We start from the raw sequence: 25,798 nt of genomic DNA, 5'->3' as shown, positions 1-25,798 counted from the left end.
GGTGTGACACTGATTTTGATCTACCTCGTGGTGCTGATCCTCGTCGCGGTGGTGCTCTTCGCGCTGGGCACCGTGCTGTTCGGTCGCAGCGAGCAGCTGCCGCCGCTGGCACGCGGCACCACGGCCACCGTGCTACCCGCATCCGGTGTCACCGGCGCCGACGTCGACGCCGTCAAGTTCACGCAGACCCTGCGCGGCTACAAGACCAGTGAGGTCGACTGGGTGCTGGACCGGCTGGCGCAGGAACTGGACTCGTTGCGCGGCGAGCTGACAACGCTGCGGGCGCAGACCGCGGACGCCGAGCAGTGACGAGTGCCGAGCGGACCCGCTGCGGGTGGGTCAACATCGGTGAGTCGGCGGACGCGGTGTTGTACCGCGACTACCACGACACCGAATGGGGCCGTCCGTTGCGCGGCACCCAGGCGCTGTTCGAACGGGTCTCGCTGGAGGCGTTCCAGAGCGGCCTGTCGTGGCTGGTCATCCTGCGCAAGCGGGAGAACTTCCGGGCGGCGTTCAAGGGGTTCGACGTGGCCACGGTCGCCGGCTTCGGGGAGAAGGACATCGACCGGCTGTTGGCCGACCCGGGCATCGTCCGCAACCGCGCCAAGATCGAGGCGACCATCGCCAACGCCCGCGTGATCGACGGGGGCCTGGACCTCGACGAGCTGCTGTGGTCGTTCGCGCCACCGGCGCGGCCGCGGCCGGCCGACCTGGCGCAGGTTCCGGCGACCACACCGGAATCGGTGGCCATGGCCAAGGAGCTGAAGCGCCGCGGTTTCCGGTTCGTCGGCCCGACCACGGCGTATGCGTTGATGCAGGCCACCGGGATGGTGGACGACCATGTCGAGGCCTGTTGGGTGCCCCGTTACAGCTTGTCGGAGGCGTGACGGGCGGGTCTTTCACACCCTCAGGTAGCGATAGGGAACAATAGACATAGTTCAGTTGCAGTTCAGTGCCGTGATCCGACCCACTGAGTGGGTAGATCCGGCCTTGATCCGGGACCGTGGATGCGGTCCGGGCGCGTGCGGAGGGAGCACCCGATGGCGGCGATGAAGCCCCGGACCGGCGACGGTCCACTGGAAGCAACCAAAGAGGGGCGCGGCATCGTCATGCGGGTACCGCTGGAGGGTGGCGGTCGTCTGGTGGTCGAGCTGACCCCGGATGAGGCCGCAGCCCTGGGCGACGAACTGAAGAACGTCACCAGCTAGTTCAGCCGCAGACGCTCCGATAGATGTCGAGCGTCTGCTGGGCGACCTGCATCCAGGAGAACTCCTCGATGCACCGCCGACGGCCGGCCTGCCCGAACGCGCGGGCCTGTTCCGGGTTCCGGACCAACGCATTGACCGCGTCCGCGAGCCCTGTCTCAAACCCCACCGCATCCGCGGCGTCGTAGTGCACCAGTGACCCTGTGCTGCCTTCGTCGACCACCTCGGGAATGCCGCCGACGTCCGAGGCGACCACGGCGGTGCCGCAGGCCATCGCTTCGAGGTTGACGATGCCGAGCGGTTCGTAGACCGACGGACAGACGAAAACTGTTGCCGTCGCCAGGATTTCGCGGATCTTCTCGAGCGGCAGCATCTCCTGGATCCAGTGCACGCCGGCGCGCGTCGCGCTGAGCTCTTTCACCGCGGCCGCCACCTCGGCCGCGATCTCCGGGGTGTCGGGTGCGCCCGCACACAGCACCAGCTGCACGTCGGGGTCGAACCGGTGGGCCGCCGCGATGAGGTGACCGACACCCTTCTGCCGGGTGATCCGCCCGACGAACGCCACGATCGGCCGGTCCGGGTCGATCCCGAGGTCAACCAGGGTCTGGCCCGCCTCGACCGGATACCAGTCGTCGGTGTCGATCCCGTTGCGCACCACGTGCACTCGCGCGGGGTCCAGCTGCGGGTAGGTGGCCAGGACGTCGGCCCGCATGCCGGCACTGACCGCGATGACGGCGTCGGCCGCTTCGATCGCCGTGCGCTCGACCCACGAGGAGATGCGGTAGCCGCCGCCGAGTTGCTCGGCCTTCCACGGCCGCCGCGGCTCGAGCGAGTGCGCGGTCAGCACGTGCGGGATGCCGTGGAGCAGCGCGGTGAGGTGCCCGGCCATCCCGGTGTACCAGGTGTGCGAATGCACCACGTTCGGCATGGCAGCCGGCCCGGCGAACGCGTTGTTGACCATCGCCAGATCTGCCGAGAGCGTCGTCAGGGCCGCATTGGCGCCGGCGAGCAGGGGATCGGGCTGGGCCACGAAGGCGTCCCGCCGCTGTACGCCCATGCAGTGCACGTCGACGTCGCACAGCTTCGTGAGCTGCCCGACGAGCTCGGTCACATGCACGCCCGCGCCGCCGTAAACCTCCGGTGGATACTCCCGCGTCATCATCGCCACCCGCATGTCGATGACGTTAACGCGTGCGACGGGTTGGGGCGTATGTCTGGCCGCTTCGGTTGGTGGCTACTAGGTTTGGTGGCATGAGGGAACAGCCGCAGGTGCTGGGAATCGTCTTGGCCGGCGGTGAGGGCAAACGGCTGTATCCGCTGACGGCGGACCGCGCCAAGCCCGCCGTCCCGTTCGGCGGCGCCTACCGCCTCATCGACTTCGTCCTGTCGAACCTCGTCAACGCCCGATACCTGCGGATTTGTGTTCTGACGCAATACAAGTCGCACTCGCTGGACCGGCACATCTCGCAGAACTGGCGGCTGTCGGGCCTGGCCGGCGAGTACATCACCCCGGTCCCGGCGCAGCAGCGCCTGGGCCCGCGCTGGTACACCGGCTCGGCCGACGCCATCTATCAGTCGATGAACCTCATCTACGACGAGGACCCCGACTACATCGTGGTCTTCGGGGCCGACCACGTGTACCGCATGGACCCCGAGCAGATGGTGCGGTTCCACATCGAGAGCGGAGCGGGCGCGACGGTCGCCGGCATCCGGGTGCCGCGCGCCGAGGCGTCGGCGTTCGGCTGCATCGACGCCGACGAGTCCGGCCGCATCCGCAGCTTCGTCGAGAAGCCGGCCGACCCGCCGGGCACGCCCGACGACCCCGAGCAGACGTTCGTCTCCATGGGCAACTACGTGTTCACCACCAAGGCGCTCATCGACGCCATCCGGGTGGACGCCGAGAACCACGACTCCGACCACGACATGGGCGGAAACATCATCCCGCAGATGGTGGCCGACGGAATGGCCGCCGTCTACGACTTCAACGACAACGAGGTGCCCGGCGCCACCGAGCGCGACCACGGCTACTGGCGCGACGTCGGCACGCTCGACGCGTTCTACGACGCCCATATGGACCTGGTGTCGGTGCACCCGGTGTTCAACCTCTACAACCGGCGCTGGCCCATCCTCGGTGAGTCGGAGCATCTGGCCCCGGCCAAGTTCGTCAACGGCGGCTCGGCGCAGGAATCGGTCGTCGGCGCGGGCAGCATCATCTCGGCTGCGTCGGTGCGCAATTCGGTGTTGTCGTCCAACGTCGTGATCGACGACGGCGCCATCGTGGAGGGCAGCGTGATCATGCCCGGCGCCCGCGTCGGTCGCGGTGCCGTGGTGCGGCACGCCATCCTGGACAAGAACGTCGTCGTCGGCCCGGGCGAGATGGTCGGCGTGGACCTGGAGAAGGACCGCGAACGCTTCTCGGTCAGTGCCGGCGGGGTGGTCGCGGTCGGTAAGGGCGTCTGGATCTAGACGGCCGCATCGGGCGTCCGGCGGCGTCTGCGGCGGAGCAGCGCCACCGCTGCCCAGACCAGCAGCGCGAGCGCGACGACAACCAGCACCGGCAGCACGATCGCGACGATCACCAGCCCGACGCTGGCCACGTCTTCCACCGTGCTCAGCACGGGCGCCGCGAGCCCGCCGGTGGCGACATTGGCGACCGGCCGCACCGTCGACTTGGTCAGCGACACCACGAGCGCGGTGACGGCCCCGATCACCACGGGAATCCACTGACCGGAACTGGCGAACGCGCCGGGATCGGTGACGGCAGCGGTCTGTGCGGCCGTGCCGGAGCCGAAGACGATGCCGCCGGAGGTCGGCCGCACGAACGTCTGGATGACGTCGTTGATGCTGTCGAGGGCGGGCACCTTGTCGGCGACGATCTCGACGACCAACAGCACGGCCACGATGCCGATCACCCAGCCGTTGGTCAACCACGCCCACGGGTGCGGGAGCTCCACGAGGTTGGTGAAGCGTCCCAGCAGGCCCATCGCCAGCAGGGGAATGTAGGCGTTGAGGCCCGACGCGGTGGCGAGACCGAGCCCGGTGAACAGTTCCACCCGATCAGTCTCCGGGACTTGTGCACGATTTCCCGCGCTGTCCGCGGATTTTCGTGCACAAATCCCGCGGTGTCACCAGACGTAGGGGAGCAACCGGTAGCGGACCTTGCGGGTGTAGTCGATGTAGCCGGGCAGTTCGGCGCGCAACATCTTCTCCTCGTCGAAGATGCGCGCCATGAGCGCCGGGGCGGCGGCCAGCACCGGGATGAGCCCCCAGTAGGAGCCCAGCGCCAGCGGGGTCGCGAGCATCATGATCAGCGCGCAGATGTACATCGGGTGCCGCACGATGCCGTACAGGCCGGTGGAGATGACCGGCTGGTTTTCCTCGACCGAGATGCTCGCGCCCGCGAAGTTGTTCTGGATGACGACCCACTGGGCCGCCAGCAGTGACACCGCGACGACGACGTTGCCGAGGATGACGACGGCCGTCGGCACGTAGGACCACCCGAAACGCCAGTCGAGTGCGCTGACGATGCCGGTCCCGATCACGGACGCGAGGATCGCCCAGATGGCCACCTTCTGAATCGGGCGGGTCTCGGCCGTCGGGCCGCCGTGCATCCGTCGCGCCAGCGCCTCGGGGTGCTTGATGGCCAGGTACATGCTCGGGCCCATGGTGGCGACCATGAAGACCGCGATGAAAACCCAAGCCTGCCAATAGTGGATGGTGCCGGCCGGCACGCACAGCAGCACCGCGAAGAAGACGATGCCCCCGGCCGCCGAGGCGAGCGCCTGCAAAGCGAGTTTCATGATTTCTCCTACCGTAGATCGCGGCGCCGGAAAGCCAAGGCGCCCAGGATGATCAGAGTTGCGTCCAGAGCCAGCAGCCAGACCAGCGGCGTCGCGGTGAAGCTGCCCGAACCGACCCGCGGGATATGGCTGAACGGATCGAGGTCCAGCACCCAGTGCGGTGAATTCGCCAGCGAGCCAAGCAGGTACACCGCGATGAAGCCGACCAGGGCGCCCCACGCCACCGGGGCGAATCGCGGCGCCGCCCCGAACAACACGGTCGTCACTGCGATCAGGAGCCAGATGGCGGGCAGCTGCACTGCTGCCGAACCCAGCACCAGGGGCAGTTTGCCGCCGATGTCGTCGGCCGCCGCGCCGTACGTCAGGCCGGCCAGCAGGCCCGACGTCAGCATCGCGACCGTGGTGCCGGCGAGCGCGATCGCCAGATAGCCGGTCAGCCAACGGATCCGGCTCACGGCTCCGGCGAGTAACGTCTCGGCGCGCTGGCCGGTCTCCTCTTGATGCGGCCGCAGGGCCAGCGATACCGCGAACGCGGCGGCGACCATGCCGAGCATGTTGAAGGCGATCGAGACGAACGCTTCCTCCAGTGCGCTGGTACCGCCGAGACGCGTGATGATGTCGCGTGCCGAGCCGCTGCCGCCCAGCTCGTCGCCGATGCCGTGTACGACGCTGCCGACGAGCAGCCCGTACAGCCCCAGCCCGACGGTCCATACCAGGACCGAGCCGCGGGTCAGCCGCCAGGCCAACCCTGTTGGGCCGCTCAGCATTCCGGTGGCCCGAGGCCGGCCGCGTCGCTCGGCGAACATCCCGGCGCCGACATCGCGGGCGCCCTGCAATTGGTACGCCAGTACCACCAGGGCGACGGTCAGCGTCACGTGCAGCGCCAGCACACCGAACCGGTCACCGGCATACGGGCGGACCAGCAGTGACCAGCCCAGGGGAGATGCCCAGGACAGTTCGCTGCCACTGGCGTCGCCCACCGCGCGCAGTGTGAACGCGGCGCCGAGAACGCCGAAGGCGATACCGCGGGCGACGCGCGCGCCGGCCGAGAGCTGCGCGGCCACGGCGGCGACGGCGGTGAACACCAACCCGGAGGCGGCCAGCGCGCAGCTGAACGCCAGTGAACCCGCCACGGGCACATCGGTATTCAGGAGGCCGAGGAAGCCGAGCAAACCGGTGAGCAGCGAGCCGCCACCGGTCAACAGCAGCGCGGCGGTCAGGCTCGCGTTGCGGCCGACGGCCGTCGAGTCGATGAGCTCGGTGCGGCCGGCCTCTTCATCGGCGCGGGTGTGCCGGATCATCGTGAGGATCACGGCGACGGCGATCAACACGTGGAACATGCCGGCTTTCCAGATGCCGGCCGCGCCCAGGCTGTCGTTGTAGATGTTGCCGTAGATCGCGCGCTGGGCCGGGCTGGCCATGATGCTCGCCGCGAACCCGGCGCGGGCCGCCGCGGTGGGGTAGACGGCCTCGATGCTGCCGATGTACACCGTGGACAGTGGCAGAGACAGCAGCAGCACCCACAGGGGCAGCACGATACGGTCGGTGCGCAGGTAAAGACGAAGCAGCCCAAGGGTTCCGGTGAAGCTGGAGGCCCCGGCGGCCGGTCGGGCGGGCCGGGCCGGGCGGTCCAGGACGGCGGTCATGCCCGCACCTGCTCGGGTTCGCGGCGGTTCCGGCCACTGTCGTAGTGCCGCAGGAACAGATCCTCCAGCGTGGGCGGCTGGCTCACCAGTGAGCGCACACCGGCGTCGCCGAGTGCCTTGATGACCGCGCCGAGACTCTCCGATTCGACGCGGGCCGTGAGCATCCGGCCGTCGAAGAAGATGTCGGAAACCCCTGGGAGGTGGTCGATCCGGCCCGGGTTGTTGATCATGTCGGCCTTGATGGTGGTGCTCGACAGGTGCCGCATCGACTCCAGCGTTCCGCTCTCGACGGTCCGGCCGGCCCTGATGATCGTCACCCGCTGGCACAGTCGCTCGGTCTCGGCCAGGATGTGGCTCGACAGCAGGACGGTGGTGCCGCGGCCGGCGGCCTCCGCGACGCACTGCTGGAAGACGTTCTCCATCAACGGATCCAGGCCGCTGCTGGGTTCGTCGAGCAACAGCAGGTCGGCGTTGGAGGCGAAAGCCGAGACCAGGGAGACCTTCTGCCGGTTGCCCTTGGAGTACGTACGGGTCTTCTTGGTGGGGTCCAGGTCGAACCGCTCGGTGAGTTCGGCGCGGCGTTTTTCATCGATGCCACCGCGCATCCGGGCCAGTAGATCGATTGTCTCGCCGCCGGTCAGCGTCGGCCACAGCGTGACATCGCCTGGCACATAAGCGATGTGGCGGTGCAATGCCACGGAGTCGGTCCACGGGTCACCGCCGAGCAGCCGGACCGAACCGGAGTCGGCGCGGACGAGCCCCAGCAGGATGCGGATCGTCGTCGACTTGCCTGCGCCGTTGGGCCCAAGGAAGCCGTGCACCTCGCCCCGCTCGACCCTCAGGTTCAGTCCGTCGAGTGCCCGGACCGCCCCGAAGCTCTTTGTCAGGGTGTCGATTTCGATAGCGGCGTTCACATTCACTCCTCAGTGCTGGTGACGATGGGTTGGCCTGATTCCTGTTGTGCCAGAAAGGCTTCGTACATCGTCGAATCGGCCATCAGGCCCTCGGTGTACAGCTCGAGTGCGGGCAGGACCATGTCCTGCGCGTAGTCGTGCAGCACCTGGCGGTAGTCCTTCGGGTTGTCGTGTAGCTGGATGTACGTCAGGAAGGCGCCGCCACTGGTCAGTGCCAGGAAGCGGGCGCGCGCCCTGGGGTCGTGACTCGGCTTGATGGTGCCGGCGCGGACGCCCTCTTCGAGATAGCCTTCGGTGTTCTCGATCATGTTCTGCCACAGCGACTTCGACAGTTCGCCGCCGGTCTGAAATGCCTGCATCAGGTAGGCGGTCATGGGTGCGAAGGATTCGATCTCGGCGAGCTGCGCGAACCACGCGCTCGGGCTGGCGTTCTGCATCGACGCGGTCTTGGCGGCCCGGACGGTCTCGATGACGTAGGCGTCGCAGGCTTCGCGCAGTTTCTCCTTGGAGCCGAAGTGGTGGATCACCAACGCCGCACTGACTCCGGCGGCCGTCGCAATGCTGCGGACGCTGGCCGAGAACCCGTGCTGGCCGAACTGTTCGATGGCCGCATCGCGGATACGGGCGACGGTGGTGAGGTCCTCGACTGAACGCATGTTCAATACGCTAAACGCGCGTTCAGTCGGTCGTCAAGGATCTGACCCGTCAAGAGCCCGTAAAGATTCGACAGCGACGTCAACGGCACGGCGTGAGCCGGTGCTTGGCGGCCGTTGATCCAGCGGCGAGCGTGCGTGTCTGCAGCCGCCACGCCGTCAGGCGTGTGCATTTTGGTCCCGCTCAGCGGCGGCGAACGTGCGCGAACAGCACGGGTGGAGCGGCGTGTCTAGGTGCAGACACGCACGCTCGCGGGAATGGCTAGTCGCGGACGGCGGCCAGGAGCCCGTCGCCCAGCGGGACCAGGACCGGGGTCAGCCGCTCGTCCTCGGCGATGGCGCGGGTGGCCTCCCGCACGGCGGTCACGTCGCGGTCATTGGCGGCGGCGTCGCCGGCACGGCCGCCGAGCGCGGCGCGGTGCACCACGATCACGCCGCCCGGTCGCAGCAGGCGGACGCCCTCGGTGACGAACTGCGGCTGGTCGACGGGCTCGCCGTCGATGAACACCAGGTCGTAGGACTCGTCGGCCAGCCGGGTGAGCACTTCCTGCGCGCGGCCCACGATCAGCCGGGTCCGCGACGGCCCGACACCCGCGGCGACGAACGCCTGCTTGGCCAGCCGCTGATGCTCGGGCTCGATGTCGATGGTGGTCAGCACGCCGTCTTCGCGCATGCCGGACAGCAGCCACAGCCCGCTGACGCCGGCGCCGGTGCCGACCTCGACGACGGCCTTGGCCGACGCGATCTTCGCCAGCACGCTCAGCAGTGCGCCGACCGCCGGGGTGACGGGGTTGGCCCCACTCTCCTCGGCCCGCTCCCGGGCCGCGGCGGTGATGGGTTCCTCGGTGATGGACCGCTCGGCGTGCTTGACGATGGCCTCGGCCGTGCTCGCTTTGGGAGCGGCAGCAGCGACGGGCTGGGCCGGTGCCTGCGCGGGTGCCGCCGGGGCCGGCTGCGCCGGATCAGGCTGGTTGCTACCGGCCGAAACCGTCGGGTCATCGGTGCTGGACATGTGCGCAGCGTAACGAACGCCCAGCGTGCCGCCGCTCAGTACACGCGCAATACGGCCGCGCTCTCGGGCGGCGGCGGAGCAATCCTGAGCGGCGACGCGCCACGCCCGAGACGCAAGGTTGAGTTTTGGCGAACATTTAACGGGTATTCGCAGGTCATGGAGCTGACGCGGGGTTTCTCAGGAAAAGTTCAGTTTGCTCATACATCAACCTCACCAGGGTGGGGAACCGTAATCGCCATGCACGCGAGTGTGAACGATCTGCAAGCCGATTCCGGAGTCCGGCAGTCGCCGGACATCCGCGGGATCGGGAATATCGGACTCCAGGTACCGGTTTCTGCTGATGCGTCATGTGCCAACGACGCGGAAACTACGGAACTGGAGATTGCCACGACCGCCATGCCGGCCCCCACAAAGCTCGCCCCGACCCACATGTCGCATGTCCCGGTCGCCGAAGCCGAAGTGGATTGGGCTGAAGTCAGCGACGAATTGACGGGCACCGCCGTCTTCGATGCCACCGGTGATGTGGCCACCATGCCGTCCTGGGACGAACTGGTCCGCCAGCACGCCGACCGGGTGTACCGGCTGGCCTACCGCCTGTCGGGTAACCCGCAGGACGCCGAGGACCTCACGCAGGAGACGTTCATCCGCGTGTTCCGCTCGGTGCAGAACTACCAGCCCGGCACCTTCGAAGGCTGGCTGCACCGCATCACCACCAACCTGTTCCTGGACATGGTCCGCCGCCGCACCCGCATCCGTATGGAGGCGCTGCCCGAGGACTACGACCGCGTGCCGGCCGACGACCCGAACCCCGAGGAGCTGTACCACGACTCGCGGCTGGGACCGGACCTGCAGGCCGCGCTCGACTCGCTGCCGCCGGAGTTCCGCGCCGCCGTGGTGCTGTGTGACATCGAGGGTCTGTCGTACGAGGAGATCGGCGCGACGCTCGACGTCAAGCTCGGCACCGTGCGCAGCCGTATCCACCGGGGCCGGCAGGCGCTGCGCGAGTACCTCGCCAGCCATCCGGGTGACTACTCCGAGGCGGCCGCGGCCATCTCCGCCAAGTCCGCCTGAGCGTTGTGACGTATCCGTCCCAGGTTGTCGCGCTACATTCAGTAGTAACGGCAACACGGACGAAGGCGTGGCGCGGAGAGGAGCTCGGTGATGGTCGACCGGGGACAGTTGTTCCGTCGTGCGTTCTCCTGGCTGCCCGCGCAGTTCGCCTCCCAGACTGACGGACCCGTCGGCCCACGCCGCTTCGGGTCGACGGAGCACCTGTCGATCGAGGCCATCGCCGCATTCGTCGATGGTGAGCTGCAGATGGGTGCGCATCTGCGCGCCGCCCATCACCTGTCTCAGTGCCCGGATTGCGCCGCCGAGGTCGATGCCCAGGGGCAAGCCCGGAGCGCATTGCGCGATTCGTGCCCGATCATCGCGCCCACTGCGTTGCTGGGTGCGTTGGCGAACATCCCCAACGACACATCGATGCAGTTCGCGGAAATCCAGACATCCGGAATCGATGACCAGGACTTTGCCGATCGGCCGCCGCGGGAACGTCGTCGGCGCCGGTAGGGTTGACCCTGAATTTTGAGTGACCGAGACGCCCGTCAATGCGGGTCGTGCGGATAGAGCCAGCAGATGGGGAGTGGAAAACCGGTGACGAATCAGGACATGTCCGGAGATCGCCCCCGTCTGGCTCCGCGTCCGGTGACGCGTACCCCGGTGGACCCGGCGTCGCAGCGCGCGTTCGGCCGGCCAGAGGGCTTCACCGGTTCCTTCCTCGCCGAGGATCAGATTCGTAACCAGGGCGAGTACACCCCGACCAACCAGGCGCCCGATCCCGTGCTCGCCGAAGCCTTCGGCCGGCCCGCCGGTGGCGTCGATTCCCTGCAGCGCCACCCCGCCGACGCCGGCGCGCTGGAGGCCGAGGCCCAGGACGACGACGACGCTGTTGCCGACCCGTGGCGGGATCCGTCGGCCGCGCCGTCGCTCGGCACCCCGGCACTGCCCCCGCCGCCGCCGGTGGTGGTCGCCGCTCCTGTCGGCAAGCTCGGTGTGCGTGACGTGCTGTTCGGCCGCAAGGTCTCGATGACGGCGCTCGCGGTGCTGGCCCTGCTGGCGTTGGTCATCGGCGTGCTCGGCGGTGTCGTCGGGCGCAAGACCGCCGAGGTGGTCGAGGCCTTCACCACGTCCAAGGTCACCTTGAAGACCAGTGACGGCGGCGACCTGCCCGAGGGGCGGTTCGCGAAAGTCGCTGCCGCCGTGGCGGATTCGGTGGTCACCATCGAGGCGATGGGCGACACCGACGGATCGCAGGGTTCCGGTGTCGTGGTCGACGGCCGCGGCTACGTCGTCACCAACAACCACGTCATCTCCGACGCGGCCAAGAACCCCAGCCAGTACCACATCTCCGTGGTGTTCAACGACGGCAAGCAGGTGCCGGCGAACCTCGTCGGCCGGGATCCCAAGACCGACCTCGCGGTGCTGAAGGTCGACAACGTCGACAACCTGACCGTGGCGAAGTTCGGTGACGCCGAGAAGGTCAAGGTCGGCGACGAGGTCATCGCGGCCGGCGCCCCGCTGGGTCTGCGCAGCACCGTCACGCACGGCATCATCAGCGCACTGCACCGTCCGGTGCCGCTGTCCGGTGAAGGCTCCGACACCGACACCGTCATCGATGGCATCCAGACCGACGCCTCGATCAACCACGGCAACTCGGGTGGCCCGCTGATCAACATGAACTCCGAGGTCATCGGGATCAACACGGCCGGAAAGTCGTTGTCCGACAGCGCAAGTGGTCTCGGGTTCGCCATCCCCGTGAACGAGGTCAAGGCCACCGTCGAGGTCCTGATCAAGGACGGCAAGATCTTCCACCCGACGCTGGGCCTCAACGCCAAGTCGGCCAGCGACAAGGTCGCCTCGGGTGCCCAGGTCGTGAACGTCGTCGCCGGCAGCCCCGCGGAGAAGGGCGGCATCCTCGAGAACGACGTCGTGGTCAAGGTCGGCAACCGCAAGGTCGCCGACGCCGACGAGTTCGTGGTCGCGGTGCGTCAGCTGCAGATCGGTCAGCCCGCGCCCATCGAGGTGATCCGCGACGGCCGGCACGTGACGCTCACCGTCGTTCCCAACGCAGACACCCCGGCCAGCTGATGTTCGGCAACATCGGATGGGGCGAGATGCTCGTGCTGGTCATCGCGGGCCTCGTGATCCTGGGCCCGGAGCGGTTGCCCGGCGCCATCCGGTGGACGGCCGGCAGCCTCAAGCAGGTGCGCGAGTACCTCAGCGGTGCGACCAGTCAGCTGCGTCAGGATCTCGGGCCGGAGTTCGAGGATCTGCGCCAGCCCCTCAGTGAGCTGCAGAAACTGCGCGGTATGACACCGCGCGCGGCGCTGACCAAGCACCTGCTCGACGGTGACGACTCGTTCCTCACCGGCGCCTTTGACACTCCCGCGCCGCCGGACCAGACCAAGCCGCTGACCACGCCCGAGGTCAACGGCATCCCGCCCACACCGGGCGCTCCCGGGGCGGCCCCGCAGTCGCAGACGCCGCAGTTCGACCCCGACGCGACCTGACGCCGTTAGAGATTCAGGGCCTGCAGGCGGGCCGGGTCGCGGTAGCGATCGGCGTTCTCGGCGATCTCTGCTGCCGGCGGCAGGATTTCGTCCGCGGCGACGTAGACGCCGCCCGCGCGCAGTGAGTCGTCGAGCATCAACCAGATCCAGCGGGTCAGGTCGTCGACCAGCGCGTCCTGGGTGTCGCGCAGCGGTTGTTCGAGCCAGTGCCCCGCGGCGGTCTCGACGAGGCCGACGATGCCGTACGACAACCGCTCGGCGTCAGCCTTCACATCGAAGGCGGCCACGTACACCTTGAGGACCGCGGTCAGCAGGTTGGCGATGGTGATCTTGATGTCGGCGAACGCGTTGAAGCCCTCGTCGATAGAGCATCGCTGCAGGTACCGGTACAGGTTCGGGTGTTGGGTCAGGAAGTGGACGTGCGCGCTCACGCCGGCCCTGACGATCTGCGCCATGCTGCCCTCGGGCCGCCACACCGGCGCGAGTTCGGCGGTGATCATCTCGCTGGTCCGGTGCGCGACCTCGCGTTGCAGGTCCGCGGCGTCGACGAAGTGCCGATAGAGCTTGGTGCGGCTGACGCCCACGTGCGCGGCGATCTGCTCGGTCGAGGTCTGGGGCCCGTGTTGCTCGATCACGACGAGGGCAGCGTCGATGAACTCAGCGCGCCTGCGCTCGCGTTGGCCGGCCCAGCGACCGGTGGTGGCATCCGCCATGGCTCCTTGTTTACCTCATGTACCTGCCCGGGAGTTACCTGATGCAGCCAATCAGTGGGACTCTGGCTATCTAGTGGTACGTGCCGTACCATCTACGAAACCGCGCCGTGGGCGCCTTCATGTTCAAAGGGGAACGACGATGGATGCTGTCGCCACTTTTCGCCGGGTCGCCGGTCTGCCGGTTGCGGACACGAAACTGACGCCCGCGGTCGACTACGGATTCTTCGGGCCCGACTCGGTCACCTGGCGGGTGTGGAGCTACCCGACCTCGTTGCTGCTGGGCTTCGCCCGCGCCGTGACCATCGAGCACCTCGACCCGTACCTCGCCGCGGCCGTCGATGCCAGTGGTCAGGTGTACGCCCGCACCCGGCTGCGCTACGACCGCACCATGCAGTACTTCGCCCTGGTGGCGTTCGGTGACGCCGAGGCGGTGCTGGACGCCTCGGAGATTCTGGTCAAGATTCACGGCAAGGCCATCGGCACCGAGCCGATCACCGGCAAGCCGTTCGACGCCAACGACCCGTACTCGCAGCTGTGGATCCACCTGACCGCGTGGCACTCGATCCTCTACACCTATGAGATGTTCGGGCCGGGCAAGCTGACCGAGGCCGAGGAACTGCAGTACTGGGAAGAGTGCGCGCGGGCCGCGGAATTCCAGACCATCAACCCCGACGACGTGCCGCGCACGCGCGAGGGCATCCAGCAGTACTTCGAGCAGTACCGGCCGCAGATGGCCGGCTCCGAGGTGGCCCAGAACATGATGAACTACCTCGTCGACCTGGGCTATCACATCCTGCCCGAGCGGGTGCCGAGCTGGATGCGCCGCGTGTTCAACTGGCCGATGCGCCGGGCCATCATCGCGACCATGCCGAAGTGGATGCGCACCCTCGGCGGCATCCCGCAGAACTACTCCGACGACGTCATCGCCAAGCTCATCGCGCGGCCACTGCTGCGGGCGGTCGCGGGCATCCCGCGCCTGGAGCTGGCGATCCTGGACTTCACCACCCCGCACACCACGCCGATCGTCGGCCCGACGCTGATGAAGATCCCGGCCCAGAACCCCGTCACCTACACGCCGGCCGAGGCCCGCGCGAAGTGGGGCCGGACCACGCCGTTCGAGCAGTATCAGGCGCTGCTGGCCAAGCGGGCACTCGGGCAGGGCCCCAAGCCGTACGAGCACAACCACAGCGACGCGCTGCTGGAATTCGAAGCACACGCCGGCTGATTCCGGCCCATACCGACCGCACCACCGGGAGAATTCAGCACATGACGGACATCGCGTACACGGCCCTGGTGGATCAGGCGCTGAATGAGCTCGCTGAAGGCGAGAAGGCTTGGGCGGCAACGCCTCTGGCGCGCCGGCGGGAGATTCTCGACGACGTGCAGCAGTTGGCGGTGCAGCACGGCGCCGAGTGGGTCGAGGCCGCGATCCGGATCAAGCAACTGAATCCGGAGTCGCCGCTGGTCGGTGAGGAATGGATTTCCGGCCCGTACCCGCTGGCGGCCGGGGCCGCCGCGCTGTCCGCGAGCCTGGCCAAGTTGGAGGCCGGCAAGAGCCCGCTGGACGGGGCCACCTTCGGCACCGCAGCGGGCCGGACAACCGTGAATGTGTTGCCGCTCAACGTCTTCGACAAGCTCCTGCTGTCCGGGTTCAGTGCCGAGGTGTGGCTGCAGCCGGGTGTCAGCCGCGACGAGGCGCTACGGACCGCCGGTCTGGCGCAGCGGGATCCCGGTAAGACCAACGGAATCGGCGTCGTGCTCGGCGCCGGCAACATCACGTCGATCGCCCCGCTCGACACCGTCTACGAGCTGATCGCCAACAACCGCGTGGTGGCGCTCAAGCTCAACCCGGTCACCGATCCGATCCTGCCGGTGCTGACCAAGGTGCTGGCACCGTTCATCGAGCTCGGCGCGGTGCGGATTCTCACCGGTGGCGCGGACGTCGGCACCTACCTGGTGCAGCACGACGCGGTCGACCACGTGCACATGACGGGCAGTGCCCTGACGCACGACGCCATTGTCTTCGGCGTCGGCGAAGAGGGTGCCCGGCGCAAGGCCGCGGGCGAGCCGATCCTCCACAAGGACATCACCAGCGAGCTCGGCGGGGTGTCGCCGACCATCGTGGTGCCCGGCAAGTGGAGCAAGGCCGATATCGCGTTCCAGGCCAACCACATCGCCACCCAGCGGCTGCACAACAACGGCTACAACTGCGTGGCGTCGCAGGTCGTGGTGCTGTCCTCGAAGTGGGCGCAGCGCGACGAGTTCGTCGCGGCCCTGACCAAGGCCATCGCCGCCGCGCCCAACCGCGCCGCCTACTACCCGGGCTCCGATGCGCGCGTCGCCAGTGCCGAGGCCGCCTACCCGAAAGCCCAGCGCCTCGGTGACCGCGTGCTGGTGGTGGACCCCGAGGACCGCACCGCGCTGCTGGGCACCGAGTACTTCTCGCCGGTGTACGGCGTCGTCGACCTCGACAGCGACGGCGTCGAGTTCCTCCGCGAGGCCACCCGCCTGGCCAACGAGGACTTCGTCGGCACGCTGGGCGTCAACATCGTCGCGGCGCCCGCCACCATCAAGGCGCTGGGCAAGGCCTTCGACGCCATGATCGAGGCGCTGCACTACGGCACCATCGCGGTGAACGCCTGGACCGGCGTCGGTTACCTGACGCCGCACGCCACCTGGGGCGCCTTCCCCGGGCACACGCTCAATGACGTGCAGAGCGGAATCGGTGTGGTGCACAACGGTTTCCTGATCGAGAAGCCGGAGCGCACCGTGGTGCGGGGGCCGTTCCGCCCGTCGCCGCGCTCGCTGATCGGCGGCGAGCTGTCGATCTCGCCGAAGCCGCCGTGGTTCGTCAACAACCGCACGGCCGCGTCGACCGGCCGGCTCCTCACCGCGTTCGCCGGCAAGCCGAGCTGGGCCAAGCTGCCCGCGATCTTCGTGTCGGCGCTGCGGGGCTGACTGGTTTCTCGGGGTTACCCGGGCAAAGCCCGGTCTGTGGTCATGCCACAGGCCGGGCTTTTTTCATGAAGTGGTCGTCACCGTCTGGTCATCGAACGCTAACCTACGCTACCGTAGGTTACGGTACCGTAGGTTCGAGAGGGTGTGGACCTGACGCCGACCACCGATGAAGGGAATGACCCATGGATACCCAGGCCGCCGTGCTGTACGAACTGGAGCCCGTCGTCGCGCAGAACCTCGACCGGCACCTCAAGATGTCACGGGAATGGTTCCCGCACGACTACGTCCCGTGGAGCCGCGGGCGGGACTTCGCGTTCCTCGGCGGCGAGGACTGGCAGCCGGAGGACTCGCCGCTCGATCCGGTCGCCAAGACGGCCCTGACCGTCAACCTGCTGACCGAGGACAACCTGCCGTCATACCACCGCGAGATCGCCACCCGGTTCTCCCGTGACGGGGCATGGGGCACCTGGATCGGGCAGTGGACGGCCGAGGAGGGCCGCCACAGCATCGCGCTGCGGGACTACCTGGTGGTCACCCGCGGCGTCGATCCCGTTGCGCTGGAACGGCTTCGCATGGAGCACACCGTCGCCGGCTATGACGCGGGGGACCGCAGCGCGCTGTCGGTGCTGGCCTATGTGTCATTCCAGGAACTGGCCACGCGCGTCTCGCACCGCAACACCGGCCGGGCGTCGGGCTGCCCGCTGGCCGACCAACTCCTGGCCCGGATCGCGGCCGACGAGAACCTGCACATGGTCTTCTACCGCAACCTGATGTCCGCGGCGCTCGACATCGCCCCGGACGACGCGATGGCCGCCATTCGCGACGAGGTCATCAACTTCGCCATGCCGGGGGTGGGAATGGCCGACTTCGCGAAGAACGCGCTCACCATCGCCAAGGCCGGCATCTACGACCTGCGCATCCACCACGACGACGTGCTGGTGCCGGTGTTGCGTTTCTGGAACATCTTCGAGCGCAACGATTTCGGTGCGGTCGGTGAGCAGGCTCGCGAGGAGTTGATCGGGTTCCTCGGGATGCTCGACGAGCGCGCGCGGTTCTACGAGGAGAAGCGCAAGCTGGCCGCCGTGGCCGGCTGAGCGACTAGCCGGGGAGCCGGATCACCTGGGCGGCGTAGGCCAGGCCCGCGCCGTAGCCCAGGAGCAGCGCCACACTGCCGGGCTTGGCCTCGCCGGTGTCCAGCAGGGTGTACATAGCCAGGGGGATCGAGGCGGCCGAGGTGTTGCCGGCATCCTGGATGTCTTGTGCGACAACGGTTTCCGGATTGAGTCCGAGGCCCTTGGTGAGCAGCTCGTTGATCCGGCCGTTGGCCTGATGCGGGATGAACACGTCGATGTCGTCGACCGTGAGGCCCGCGGCCGCGATGGCGCGCTTGCCGACGTCGACCATCTGGAAGGCCGCCCAGCGGAAGACGGTCTGGCCTTCCATGCGCAGGAAAGGCCGTGGGCCGGAAGGGTTCTCGGTGTAGTCGATCCAGCTGAGGTCCTGCACGATGGCGCTGGACTGCTCGCCGTCGCTGCCGGCGACGGTGGGCCCGATGCCCTGCTCCTCGGTCGGTCCGACGACCACCGCGGCGGCGCCGTCGGCGAAGATGAAGGCGTTGCTGCGGTCGGTCATATCGATGGCGTCGGACAGCTTCTCCGAGCCCACCACCAGGATGCGGCCCGCGCTACCGGCCCGGATCATGTCGGCGGCCACACCCAGCGAGTAGCCGAATCCGGCGCAGCCCGCGGCGATGTCGAAGGCCGGAATGCCCTGCGCGCCAATTTCGGTGGCGACCTGGGGCCCGCACGGCGGGGTGTTGCGGAAGTTGGTGCTGGTGGCCACGATGACGGCGTCGATGTCCGAGCCGGACAGCTCCGCCGCGGCACAGGCGCGTCGTCCGGCCTCGCAGGCCATGGTGACCGCCGACTCGTCGCGGCCGGCGAAGCGGCGGTTCTTGATGCCCGTCCGGGAGTAGATCCACTCGTCCGACGAATCGATGGTCTCGCAGATTTCGTCGTTGGTGACGACGCGGCCGGGGCGGTAGGCCGCCACGCTCAGCAGGCCGACGTTCTGTGCGCCGCTGCGCGTATGGATATGTGTCACTTGTGGATTCCTGTCGGACGGGGGAGGCTCAGCGCCCAGCCGGGTCGAGCCCGAGCGACATCCCGGCCAGTCCGCGCTTGCGGCTGGACAGTTTGTCGGCGATGCCGCGCAACGCGGCGCCGGCGGCGGTGTCCGGTCCGGACAGCACCAGGGGCACACCGGTGTCGCCGGCGCTCACGAGCTGCGGGTCCAGGGGGACCTGGCCCAACAGCGGAACCTCGGCACCGACTGTGCGCGTGAGGCTTTCGGCGACCTGTGCGCCACCGCCCTCGCCGAACAGCTGCATCGTGGTGCCGTCGGGCAGGGTCAGTCCGGACATGTTCTCGACCACGCCGACGATGCGCTGACGGGTCTGGACCGCGATGGCGCCGGCGCGCTCGGCGACCTCGGCGGCGGCCATCTGCGGTGTGGTGACGACGAGGATCTCGGCGCCGGGGATCAACTGCGCCACCGAGATGGCGATGTCGCCCGTGCCGGGCGGCAGGTCGAGCAGCAGGACGTCGAGGTCACCCCAGTACACGTCGGCCAGGAACTGCTGCAGCGCGCGGTGCAGCATCGGCCCCCGCCACACCACCGGAGTGTTGCCCTGGGTGAACATCGCGATGGAGATGACCTTCACATCGTGCGAAACCGGCGGCAGGATCATCGAATCCACCTGGGTGGGACGGTCCTGCACACCCATCATCCGGGGCACCGAGTGGCCGTAGATGTCGGCGTCGAGGAGGCCGACCGACAGGCCCTTGGCGGCCAGCGCGGCGGCCAGGTTCACCGTCACGCTGGACTTGCCGACGCCACCCTTGCCCGACGCCACCGCGTACACCCGGGTCAACGAGCCGGGCTGGGCGAACGGGATGACCGGCTCTTTGTCGTCACCGCGCAGCAGCTTGCGCAGTTCGGCGCGCTGCTCGTCGTTCATCACGTCGAGGGTCACCTTGACGGCCCCGGTGCCCGGCACATCGGTGACGGCCGCGGTGACCCGATCGCTGATCTCGGTCTTCTTCGGGCAGGCCGACGTGGTCAGGTAGATCTCGACGTGCACCGCGCCGTCGGACTCGACCGTCACGTCCTTGACCATCCCGACCTCGGTGATCGGACGGCGCAGTTCAGGATCGATGACTTTGCCCAGTGCGGCGCGCACAGCGGCTTTCAGCTCAGCAGACATTACTCGCGAGTTTATAACTGCCGGTCAGCGCACCGGCAGCTGGTCAGGGTAGGCCCGGGAAGGCGGGCGGCGGCGGACCCATGGCTTCCGCGGGCAACGGGCCGGCGGGAGCCGGCGCTGCCGGGACCACTGCCGGGCCGGGCGCGGGTCCCGGTGCGGCGCCGACCGGACCGGCGGCCGGGGTGCCGACGCCGACCGCGGTGATCGGGATGGGACCCGGAGGCAGCGGCGCGACGGGCGCGGGTGCGGGCGCGAGCGGGGCCGGCGGCAACTGGAACGGCGGCAGCCCGAACGGGTTCGGCGCCGGTGCGTCCAGCGCCGGGGCATCCGGGGCGGGGATGGGCACGGCGCTCGGCGCGGGGCCGCCCTGCAGGCAGAAGACCGCGCAGTTCTGTTTCGGTTCGGCCGGCCCGGGCAGCGGACCCATGCGGCCCATCTGCAGTGCGGGCGTCATCGCCAGCGGGTCGTCGGACGGCAGTCCCATCGCGTTGATCGGCAGCCCCGGCCCGAGTCCCTCGGGGTTGTCCAGGTGCTGGTCGCCGATGGCGGGCGGCGGGCCGACGATCGGCGGCAGGTCGACCGGCGCGATGCCGGTGACGTAGGCCTTGGCCCAGCCGAGCACGTTCTGGGCGTAGGGCATCGAGTTGTTGTAGCGCAGGATCGCGGTCAGCACCTGGGACGGATCACGCAGGTTCAGCCCGCCGCTGCACAGGTAGCGGGCAGCGGCCAGGGAGGCGTCGTAGACGTTCTGCACGTCGGGCTTGCCGTCGCCGACGGCGTCCGAGGCGTAGCGGGCCCACGTGCCGGGCAGGAACTGCATGGGCCCCAGTGCCCGGGCATAGGTCACGCGTCCGGCCGAGATGCTCTGCACGATGACCTCGTTGCCGGCCAGCGTGCCGTCGAGGACGGGTCCCAGGATCGGGGTGAGCGCGGTGCCCCGCGCGTCGGTGGCGCCGCTGTTGGCGTGGCCCGACTCGATGCGGCCGATACCGGCCAGCAGGTTCCAGCTGATACCGCAGCCCGGTGCGCTGGTCGCCATGATCTTCTCGGCGGTGCGGTAGGCGTTGAGGACGATCGGCGGGATGCGCAGCCCGCCGGGGGCCATCACGAGCGACGCCGGCGGCGGCGACAGGGCAGTGGTCGGGTCCATGTGCAGCGCGCGGGGAATCTGATCGGACGCGACGACCGTCATCCCGGCCCGATTGCGGGGGCCGGGCGTGGTGGGTGTGACGGCCGCCAGCGGCGTGACGCCCGTGGTGGCGCTGGTGTGCGCGGTTGTTTGCCGAGTCGGCGCCGAACCGCCGACGGCAAGCATCAGGACGAGCGGCGCGACGACCGCGACACCGGCCAACGGCCGGCGCAGCGCCCTGGCGATCTGCCGACGCCGGCCGGGCTCGGCTTCGGCGACGGCGTCGTTGTCATCGCCGACCGCGGCGTCGTAATCCTCGATGGCGTCGTCAGCCGGCTCGGAATCGCCGGGAAGTGCGTGGAATTCAGTAGTAGGCGCAGCGTTGTCCGCGGAATCAGCGGTGTCGCCCCCGATGTGCACTGAGCCATCCTATGAAAGTGGAATACCGGAGTGACCCCGGTGACCTGTGTTGTGACCCAAGTCACCATACCTACTCCGCGGTCGGTTGTCGGCCTATTGATTCCGCAGAGTGGAATCTCTCATTCGGGCGCGGTGGCGGAGTCGGCGGACTCGGCCGCGGGGCCGCCGAAAGCGTCGTCCTCTTCGACGGGCGGCCGTGACTTCCCGGACTTGCGTTTGCCGGATCCGCTCTTGCCGTTCTGCTGAGCAATCAACGTCCGAAGCTCGTCGAGTTCGCGGCGGAGGTAGTCGCGCGTCGCCACCTCGCCCACGGCCAGCCGCAGCGCGGCCAGTTCGCGCGCCAGGAATTCGGTGTCGGCCTTGGTCTGGGCCGCGCGCCTGCGGTCCTCTTCGAGCGCCACGCGGTCCCGGTTCTCCTGCCGGTTCTGCGCCAGCAGGATCAGTGGCGCGGCATACGCGGCCTGGGTCGAGAACGCCAGGTTCAGCAGGATGAACGGATATGGGTCGAACTGCAGGCTGACCGCGATGAGATTGAACGCGATCCAGATGACGACGATCACCGTCTGGATGAGCAGGTATTTGCCCGTGCCCAGGAACCGCGCGATCGACTCGCTGAACTGACCGACGGCCTCCACGTCGACCCGCGGCGTGAGCCGGAAGCGGGACGTGCGCGGGACGTCGAGACGCTGCCGCGCCGAAGGCTCGCTCACCGGCCCGCTCCCGAGATGTTGTCAGTGATGGCCTGCGTCGAATCCGGCCCCGGTTCGTCTGCGCTCCGCCAGCCAGACGGCAGCAGATGATCGAGCAGGTCGTCGACGGTGACGGCACCCAGCAGATGGCTCTCGTCGTCGACCACCGGTGCGGACACCAGGTTGTAGGCGGCGAAGTAGCGCGTGACCTCGGCCAGCGAGCTGGTCGGGGACAGCACCGGCAGGTCGCTGTCGATGATGCCGCCGAGCTGGGTGGCCGGGGGTTCGCGCAGCAACCGCTGGGTGTGCACGCAGCCCAGGTAGTGACCGGTCGGTGTCGCGGTCGGCGGCCGGGTGACGAACGTCAGCGACGACAGTGCCGGCGTCAGCTCGGGATCGCGGACGCGGGCCAGCGCCTCGGCGACGGTCGTGTCCGGCGTGAGCACGACGGGCTCGGGCGTCATCAGACCACCCGCGGTGTCCGGGGAGTGCTGCAGCAGTCGGCGGACGGGCTCGGAGTCCTCGGGGTCCATGCGGTCCAGCAGTACGGCCGCCCGGGTGGCGTCGAGCTCACCGAGGAGGTCGGCGGCGTCGTCGGGGTCCATCTCCTCCAGCACGTCCGCGGCGCGCTCGGTACCCAGCTGGTTGAGCAGCTCGGCCTGTTCGGGTTCGGAGAGCTCCTGCAGGATGTCGGCCAGGCGGTCGTCGTCGAGGGCCTTGACGACTTCGTGACGGCGCTTGGCCGGAAGGTCGCGCAGGGCGTCGGCGACCTCGACGGGACGCTGCCCCTCGAACTGCTCGAGCAGTTGCGCCACGCCCTGTCCCGGCAGCGCGAGCGCCGACGGCGTCAGCCCGGTGACGTTCTTCCAATCGACGACGTGCACCGTGGTGCGCCGGCCCAGGCGGCGGTGACGCACGGCGACGCGGGTCACCAGCCAGTCACGCGACCGGGCCTGCTCGATCGCGAGGTCGACCACGACGACGTCGATGCCGGCGAGCTGTTGCAGCTCCGGGTCGGTGACGCGGACGCGGGTGTCCAGAATCTGCCCGAGTACCAGCGCCTCGCCGGGGCGCTGCTCGAAGCGACGCAGCGAGATGGTCGCTCCCGTGAGGGTGACCGAGTTGTGCTCGATGGAGGTCACCCGCAGGATCGGGACGAATATCCTTCGGCGCGTGGTCAATTCCACGACGAGGCCGAGCACCCGCGGCTGCTGGCGGACGATGCCCATGCTCACGACCACGTCGCGGACCCGGCCGACCGACTCTCCGTCGGGGCCCAGCACGACCAGTCCAGCGAGTCTGGCCACGTAGACCCTGCTGACCGCCACCATGCTCCACAGGGTAGAGAGTGGGGTCGTGGAGAACCTGTATCGGCCCCGCCGTACCTGCCTGTCCGTTCCGGGTAGTAGCGACAAGATGATCGCCAAGGCCAAGACGCTGCCTGCCGATCAGGTGTTCCTCGACCTCGAGGACGCGGTGGCTGCCGACGCCAAGGCCGCGGCGCGGACCCGGGTGGCGCAGGCGTTGTGCGAGCTGGGCTGGGCGGGCCAGCTGCGCGGCCTCCGGGTCAACGACTGGACCACGCCGTGGACGTACGCAGACGTGATCGAGGTCGTCACCGCGGTGGCGCACGGCGGCGGCGTGCTGGACATCATCGTGCTACCGAAGGTCAGCGACGTCTCGCACGTGCAGGCGCTCGATCTGTTGCTGACCCAACTGGAGCGCACGCTCGGGCTGCCGGTCGGCGGCATCGGCATCGAGGCGCAGATCGAAGACGCCAAGGGGCTCGTGAACGCCCACGCCATCGCCGGCGGGCCGCGGGTGCAGGCGCTGATCTTCGGGCCGGGCGATCTGATGGCGAGCCTCAACATGCGCACCCTCGTCGTCGGCGAGCAGCCCGTCGGTTACGGCGTCGGCGATGCCTATCACCACGTGTTGATGACGATCCTGGTGGCGGCGCGGGCACACGGCATCAACGCAATCGACGGCCCGTATTTCAAGGTGAAGGACACCGAGGCGTTCACGCGCGTCGCGGGGCAGACCGCGGCGCTGGGGTACGACGGCAAGTGGGTGCTGCACCCAGACCAGATCGCCGCCGGAAACGAGATCTTCAGTCCGCGGCAGGCCGACTACGACCATGCCGAGCTGATTCTCGAGGCGTACGAATGGCACACCTCGCAGGCGGGCGGTGCCCGCGGCGCCGTGCTGCTGGGCGACGAGATGATCGACGAGGCCAGCCGCAAGATGGCGCTGGTGATCGCGGGCAAGGGCCGGGCCGCCGGGATGACGCGCACCGGTGAGCGGTTCACGCCGCCGGCGTGAGCGCGCCGGCTAGCCGCCGAGGACGCGGACGACCAGGAACAGGTTGAGCAGGAACGCCAGCGCGCCGCACCCGATGCCGGTCAGGGCCAGCAGGCTCCCGCGGGTGCCGCTGCCGGGGATGCGCTCGTAGGCCACCACGCCGAGCCCGACGCCGATGAGCGCCAGGGGGCCGAACACCACGCCGGTCAGCGCGCACACGATCGAGCCGACCGCCAGCCGGTTCACGCGGGCGCCGATCACAAGGTCGGTTCTTGGCGTGAGGCCCAGTCGACCAACAGCAGGAAGCCGACCAGGCCGACGACGAGCGTGACGGCACCGATGACGATGCCCGCGATGGCCATGGTTCTGCCGCTGGTGCGCGGCCGGCCTTTAGCCTGTGCCAAGGCCACGGTGCCCAGCACGATGCCCAGTACCGAGCCGACCGGGCCGAATACGAAGCAGATGAAGTAGAGCGGCAAGGCGACCAGCGACGACACCAGCGACCCGATGGCCATGCCGTCGTTCGACTTCGGCGCCGGATACGACGAGTACAGCGGGGGCGGCAGGTAGCCGGACGGTGGCAGGTATCCCGGCGGTGCCGCGCCCGGCGGCGGGCCGTACGGCCCGGCAGGCGGCGCACCGTAGAACCCCGGCGGTGGGCCGGGAGGCATGGACGGCGGCCCGGGAGGCACCGGAAACGGACCCGTCGGTGGCTGCGGTGGGACCTGTGGCGCGGGCGCGGGCGGACCCTGCTGCCATGGCGCGGAAGTGGGCCCCGGCTCTTCTGTCGCCGGGTACTCGTACACCGGGTAGTCGCTGGTCGCTTCGGCATCGGTGCCGGTCGGCGGGGGCACGGATCCGGCCGGTCTCGACGGATCCCAGGAGGGTTGGCCCGACTGCCCGCCCGGACTTGTCATGCCGACCAACCTAGCGCACGAGTTCATGGCATCGTGGTAGCCGAAGTGCGTTCCGCGGCGAGTGACAGGAGACCAGGGGCATGACGAATCCGCTGCAGCCTGACCGGACCCCGGGCCCGGGTGGTCAGCCCGGATTGCCGACCCCGCCCAAGGGCTGGCCCATCGGTTCGTACCCGACCTATGCCGAGGCGCAGCGCGCCGTCGATTACCTGTCGGATCAAGAGTTTCCGGTGCAGCACGTGACCATCGTGGGCGTCGACCTGATGCAGGTGGAGCGCGTCACCGGGCGGCTCACCTGGCCGCGGGTGCTCGCCGGCGGCATCCTGACCGGAGCGTGGCTGGGTCTGTTCATCGGCCTGGTGCTCGGGCTTTTCGGCACGAACGCGTGGGGCTCGCTGCTCACCGGCCTGATCGCCGGCATCTTCTTCGGCTTGATCACCTCGGGCGTGCAGTACGCGATGTCCCGCGGCACAAGGGATTTCAGCTCCACCATGCAACTCGTCGCGGGCCGCTACGACGTGCTGTGCGATCCGGTGTGCGCCGAACAGGGCCGCGACCTGCTGGGCCGCCTGTCGCTCTAGGGCCTTCGGGCCTCGGTCGCCATATC

At 68.8% G+C, this 25,798-nt stretch carries 28 protein-coding genes; 13 read left to right on the top strand and 15 right to left on the bottom strand.

Annotated features, from left to right (window positions below; translation table 11 throughout):
- Positions 1-3 precede the first annotated feature (3 nt).
- From VXD91_RS28580 to VXD91_RS28570, 3 genes are all read left to right on the top strand, one after another.
- Positions 4-309 carry a DivIVA domain-containing protein gene (locus VXD91_RS28580; RefSeq protein WP_060999033.1) on the top strand — a complete coding sequence of 102 codons (306 nt, stop codon included), beginning with the start codon at positions 4-6 and terminating at the stop codon, positions 307-309.
- A complete protein-coding gene (locus VXD91_RS28575; RefSeq protein WP_212812639.1) occupies positions 306-887 on the top strand; it encodes a DNA-3-methyladenine glycosylase I in 582 nt (193 codons plus the stop codon). The genes VXD91_RS28580 and VXD91_RS28575 overlap by 4 nt, the downstream gene beginning before the upstream one ends.
- Before the next feature lie 153 nt (positions 888-1,040).
- Positions 1,041-1,208 (top strand): DUF3117 domain-containing protein, encoded by a 168-nt coding sequence (locus tag VXD91_RS28570; protein WP_005059648.1) that lies wholly within the window; start codon positions 1,041-1,043, stop codon positions 1,206-1,208.
- Position 1,209: 1 nt separating this feature from the next.
- Here the strand turns inward: VXD91_RS28570 and glgA are convergent, their stop codons facing one another.
- A complete protein-coding gene (glgA, locus tag VXD91_RS28565) occupies positions 1,210-2,379 on the bottom strand; it encodes a glycogen synthase (RefSeq protein ID WP_346416955.1) in 1,170 nt (389 codons plus the stop codon).
- 77 nt (positions 2,380-2,456) lie between these two features.
- On the opposite strand from glgA, the gene glgC reads away from it, so the two are divergent.
- Positions 2,457-3,671, top strand: a complete 1,215-nt coding sequence (gene glgC / locus VXD91_RS28560) for a glucose-1-phosphate adenylyltransferase (protein WP_064857802.1) — start codon at positions 2,457-2,459, stop codon at positions 3,669-3,671.
- On the opposite strand, the gene VXD91_RS28555 is transcribed toward glgC, so the two are convergent.
- The 6 genes from VXD91_RS28555 to VXD91_RS28530 form a co-directional block, all read right to left on the bottom strand.
- On the bottom strand, positions 3,668-4,258 hold the full coding sequence (locus tag VXD91_RS28555; protein ID WP_346416954.1) for a DUF4126 domain-containing protein: 591 nt from the start codon (positions 4,256-4,258) through the stop codon (positions 3,668-3,670). The genes glgC and VXD91_RS28555 overlap by 4 nt on opposite strands.
- A 72-nt stretch (positions 4,259-4,330) precedes the next feature.
- Positions 4,331-5,005 carry an isoprenylcysteine carboxylmethyltransferase family protein gene (locus VXD91_RS28550; protein ID WP_346416953.1) on the bottom strand — a complete coding sequence of 225 codons (675 nt, stop codon included), beginning with the start codon at positions 5,003-5,005 and terminating at the stop codon, positions 4,331-4,333.
- A gap of 8 nt (positions 5,006-5,013) precedes the next feature.
- Complete coding sequence (locus VXD91_RS28545) at positions 5,014-6,651, bottom strand: ABC transporter permease (RefSeq protein ID WP_346416952.1); 1,638 nt, start codon at positions 6,649-6,651, stop codon at positions 5,014-5,016.
- Positions 6,648-7,571, bottom strand: coding sequence for an ABC transporter ATP-binding protein (locus VXD91_RS28540; protein WP_346416951.1), 924 nt, complete (start codon positions 7,569-7,571; stop codon positions 6,648-6,650). The genes VXD91_RS28545 and VXD91_RS28540 overlap by 4 nt, the downstream gene beginning before the upstream one ends.
- Positions 7,568-8,221 (bottom strand): TetR family transcriptional regulator, encoded by a 654-nt coding sequence (locus tag VXD91_RS28535; RefSeq protein WP_346416950.1) that lies wholly within the window; start codon positions 8,219-8,221, stop codon positions 7,568-7,570. Before VXD91_RS28535 ends, VXD91_RS28540 begins: the two co-directional genes overlap by 4 nt.
- Before the next feature lie 259 nt (positions 8,222-8,480).
- The gene (locus tag VXD91_RS28530) at positions 8,481-9,230 is read right to left on the bottom strand and encodes an O-methyltransferase (protein ID WP_346416949.1); all 750 of its coding nucleotides are present in this window, start codon (positions 9,228-9,230) and stop codon (positions 8,481-8,483) included.
- A 237-nt stretch (positions 9,231-9,467) separates the two neighbouring features.
- Here VXD91_RS28530 and sigE point away from each other — a divergent pair, with 237 nt between their 5' ends.
- The 4 genes from sigE (at position 9,468) to tatB (ending at position 12,799) form a co-directional block, all read left to right on the top strand.
- Positions 9,468-10,301, top strand: coding sequence for an RNA polymerase sigma factor SigE (gene sigE, locus VXD91_RS28525; protein ID WP_212812632.1), 834 nt, complete (start codon positions 9,468-9,470; stop codon positions 10,299-10,301).
- Between the two features lie 90 nt (positions 10,302-10,391).
- Positions 10,392-10,799: an anti-sigma E factor RseA gene (gene rseA / locus VXD91_RS28520; protein WP_212812631.1), complete on the top strand. Its 408-nt coding sequence runs from the start codon at positions 10,392-10,394 to the stop codon at positions 10,797-10,799.
- A gap of 84 nt (positions 10,800-10,883) precedes the next feature.
- The gene (locus VXD91_RS28515) at positions 10,884-12,377 is read left to right on the top strand and encodes a trypsin-like peptidase domain-containing protein (protein WP_346416948.1); all 1,494 of its coding nucleotides are present in this window, start codon (positions 10,884-10,886) and stop codon (positions 12,375-12,377) included.
- The gene (gene tatB, locus VXD91_RS28510; protein WP_212812630.1) at positions 12,377-12,799 is read left to right on the top strand and encodes a Sec-independent protein translocase protein TatB; all 423 of its coding nucleotides are present in this window, start codon (positions 12,377-12,379) and stop codon (positions 12,797-12,799) included. Before VXD91_RS28515 ends, tatB begins: the two co-directional genes overlap by 1 nt.
- A 5-nt stretch (positions 12,800-12,804) precedes the next feature.
- Here the strand turns inward: tatB and VXD91_RS28505 are convergent, their stop codons facing one another.
- Positions 12,805-13,512 (bottom strand): TetR/AcrR family transcriptional regulator, encoded by a 708-nt coding sequence (locus VXD91_RS28505; protein WP_212812629.1) that lies wholly within the window; start codon positions 13,510-13,512, stop codon positions 12,805-12,807.
- A 139-nt stretch (positions 13,513-13,651) separates the two neighbouring features.
- Here VXD91_RS28505 and VXD91_RS28500 point away from each other — a divergent pair, with 139 nt between their 5' ends.
- From VXD91_RS28500 to VXD91_RS28490, 3 genes are all read left to right on the top strand, one after another.
- Positions 13,652-14,737 carry an oxygenase MpaB family protein gene (locus VXD91_RS28500; protein WP_212812628.1) on the top strand — a complete coding sequence of 362 codons (1,086 nt, stop codon included), beginning with the start codon at positions 13,652-13,654 and terminating at the stop codon, positions 14,735-14,737.
- Positions 14,738-14,778: 41 nt separating this feature from the next.
- Positions 14,779-16,470, top strand: coding sequence for an aldehyde dehydrogenase family protein (locus VXD91_RS28495; protein WP_346416947.1), 1,692 nt, complete (start codon positions 14,779-14,781; stop codon positions 16,468-16,470).
- A 182-nt stretch (positions 16,471-16,652) separates the two neighbouring features.
- The gene (locus VXD91_RS28490) at positions 16,653-17,564 is read left to right on the top strand and encodes an acyl-ACP desaturase (RefSeq protein ID WP_346416946.1); all 912 of its coding nucleotides are present in this window, start codon (positions 16,653-16,655) and stop codon (positions 17,562-17,564) included.
- Positions 17,565-17,568: 4 nt separating this feature from the next.
- Here the strand turns inward: VXD91_RS28490 and VXD91_RS28485 are convergent, their stop codons facing one another.
- From VXD91_RS28485 to VXD91_RS28465, 5 genes are all read right to left on the bottom strand, one after another.
- On the bottom strand, positions 17,569-18,573 hold the full coding sequence (locus tag VXD91_RS28485) for a beta-ketoacyl-ACP synthase III (RefSeq protein ID WP_346416945.1): 1,005 nt from the start codon (positions 18,571-18,573) through the stop codon (positions 17,569-17,571).
- Positions 18,574-18,601: 28 nt separating this feature from the next.
- Complete coding sequence (locus VXD91_RS28480; protein WP_020099368.1) at positions 18,602-19,735, bottom strand: Mrp/NBP35 family ATP-binding protein; 1,134 nt, start codon at positions 19,733-19,735, stop codon at positions 18,602-18,604.
- 43 nt (positions 19,736-19,778) lie between these two features.
- Positions 19,779-21,284 carry a lytic murein transglycosylase gene (locus tag VXD91_RS28475; RefSeq protein WP_346416944.1) on the bottom strand — a complete coding sequence of 502 codons (1,506 nt, stop codon included), beginning with the start codon at positions 21,282-21,284 and terminating at the stop codon, positions 19,779-19,781.
- Positions 21,285-21,403: 119 nt separating this feature from the next.
- Complete coding sequence (locus tag VXD91_RS28470) at positions 21,404-21,994, bottom strand: DUF1003 domain-containing protein (protein ID WP_346416943.1); 591 nt, start codon at positions 21,992-21,994, stop codon at positions 21,404-21,406.
- The gene (locus VXD91_RS28465; protein WP_346416942.1) at positions 21,991-23,304 is read right to left on the bottom strand and encodes a CBS domain-containing protein; all 1,314 of its coding nucleotides are present in this window, start codon (positions 23,302-23,304) and stop codon (positions 21,991-21,993) included. The genes VXD91_RS28470 and VXD91_RS28465 overlap by 4 nt, the downstream gene beginning before the upstream one ends.
- Before the next feature lie 25 nt (positions 23,305-23,329).
- Between VXD91_RS28465 and VXD91_RS28460 the strand changes: the two genes are divergently transcribed.
- Positions 23,330-24,295 carry a CoA ester lyase gene (locus tag VXD91_RS28460; protein WP_346416941.1) on the top strand — a complete coding sequence of 322 codons (966 nt, stop codon included), beginning with the start codon at positions 23,330-23,332 and terminating at the stop codon, positions 24,293-24,295.
- Positions 24,296-24,304: 9 nt separating this feature from the next.
- Here VXD91_RS28460 and VXD91_RS28455 read toward each other — a convergent pair whose 3' ends face one another.
- Together VXD91_RS28455 and VXD91_RS28450 are read right to left on the bottom strand one after the other, a co-directional pair.
- Positions 24,305-24,535, bottom strand: a complete 231-nt coding sequence (locus VXD91_RS28455) for a DUF4190 domain-containing protein (RefSeq protein ID WP_212812621.1) — start codon at positions 24,533-24,535, stop codon at positions 24,305-24,307.
- Positions 24,532-25,191: a DUF4190 domain-containing protein gene (locus VXD91_RS28450; protein ID WP_346416940.1), complete on the bottom strand. Its 660-nt coding sequence runs from the start codon at positions 25,189-25,191 to the stop codon at positions 24,532-24,534. The genes VXD91_RS28455 and VXD91_RS28450 overlap by 4 nt, the downstream gene beginning before the upstream one ends.
- Before the next feature lie 80 nt (positions 25,192-25,271).
- On the opposite strand from VXD91_RS28450, the gene VXD91_RS28445 reads away from it, so the two are divergent.
- A complete protein-coding gene (locus tag VXD91_RS28445) occupies positions 25,272-25,772 on the top strand; it encodes a general stress protein (protein ID WP_212812619.1) in 501 nt (166 codons plus the stop codon).
- Positions 25,773-25,798: the final 26 nt, after the last annotated feature.

This window comes from Mycobacterium sp. SM3041, assembly GCF_039668335.1.
Classification (GTDB): Bacteria; Actinomycetota; Actinomycetes; order Mycobacteriales; family Mycobacteriaceae; genus Mycobacterium.
This window is presented reverse-complemented; position numbering and strand designations above follow the sequence as displayed.

What these genes read in the sequence shown, in the direction of transcription:
- VXD91_RS28500 (WP_212812628.1), top strand. Translation starts at nt 13,652, where the DNA reads ATGGATGCTGTCGCCACTTTTCGCCGGGTCGCCGGTCTGCCGGTTGCG.
- VXD91_RS28535 (WP_346416950.1), bottom strand. Translation starts at nt 8,221, where the DNA reads ATGCGTTCAGTCGAGGACCTCACCACCGTCGCCCGTATCCGCGATGCG.
- VXD91_RS28480 (WP_020099368.1), bottom strand. Translation starts at nt 19,735, where the DNA reads ATGTCTGCTGAGCTGAAAGCCGCTGTGCGCGCCGCACTGGGCAAAGTC.
- tatB (WP_212812630.1), top strand. Translation starts at nt 12,377, where the DNA reads ATGTTCGGCAACATCGGATGGGGCGAGATGCTCGTGCTGGTCATCGCG.
- VXD91_RS28550 (WP_346416953.1), bottom strand. Translation starts at nt 5,005, where the DNA reads ATGAAACTCGCTTTGCAGGCGCTCGCCTCGGCGGCCGGGGGCATCGTC.
- rseA (WP_212812631.1), top strand. Translation starts at nt 10,392, where the DNA reads ATGGTCGACCGGGGACAGTTGTTCCGTCGTGCGTTCTCCTGGCTGCCC.
- glgA (WP_346416955.1), bottom strand. Translation starts at nt 2,379, where the DNA reads ATGCGGGTGGCGATGATGACGCGGGAGTATCCACCGGAGGTTTACGGC.
- VXD91_RS28465 (WP_346416942.1), bottom strand. Translation starts at nt 23,304, where the DNA reads ATGGTGGCGGTCAGCAGGGTCTACGTGGCCAGACTCGCTGGACTGGTC.
- VXD91_RS28530 (WP_346416949.1), bottom strand. Translation starts at nt 9,230, where the DNA reads ATGTCCAGCACCGATGACCCGACGGTTTCGGCCGGTAGCAACCAGCCT.
- VXD91_RS28450 (WP_346416940.1), bottom strand. Translation starts at nt 25,191, where the DNA reads ATGACAAGTCCGGGCGGGCAGTCGGGCCAACCCTCCTGGGATCCGTCG.
- VXD91_RS28490 (WP_346416946.1), top strand. Translation starts at nt 16,653, where the DNA reads ATGGATACCCAGGCCGCCGTGCTGTACGAACTGGAGCCCGTCGTCGCG.
- glgC (WP_064857802.1), top strand. Translation starts at nt 2,457, where the DNA reads ATGAGGGAACAGCCGCAGGTGCTGGGAATCGTCTTGGCCGGCGGTGAG.
- VXD91_RS28505 (WP_212812629.1), bottom strand. Translation starts at nt 13,512, where the DNA reads ATGGCGGATGCCACCACCGGTCGCTGGGCCGGCCAACGCGAGCGCAGG.
- sigE (WP_212812632.1), top strand. Translation starts at nt 9,468, where the DNA reads ATGCACGCGAGTGTGAACGATCTGCAAGCCGATTCCGGAGTCCGGCAG.
- VXD91_RS28445 (WP_212812619.1), top strand. Translation starts at nt 25,272, where the DNA reads ATGACGAATCCGCTGCAGCCTGACCGGACCCCGGGCCCGGGTGGTCAG.
- VXD91_RS28495 (WP_346416947.1), top strand. Translation starts at nt 14,779, where the DNA reads ATGACGGACATCGCGTACACGGCCCTGGTGGATCAGGCGCTGAATGAG.
- VXD91_RS28570 (WP_005059648.1), top strand. Translation starts at nt 1,041, where the DNA reads ATGGCGGCGATGAAGCCCCGGACCGGCGACGGTCCACTGGAAGCAACC.
- VXD91_RS28545 (WP_346416952.1), bottom strand. Translation starts at nt 6,651, where the DNA reads ATGACCGCCGTCCTGGACCGCCCGGCCCGGCCCGCCCGACCGGCCGCC.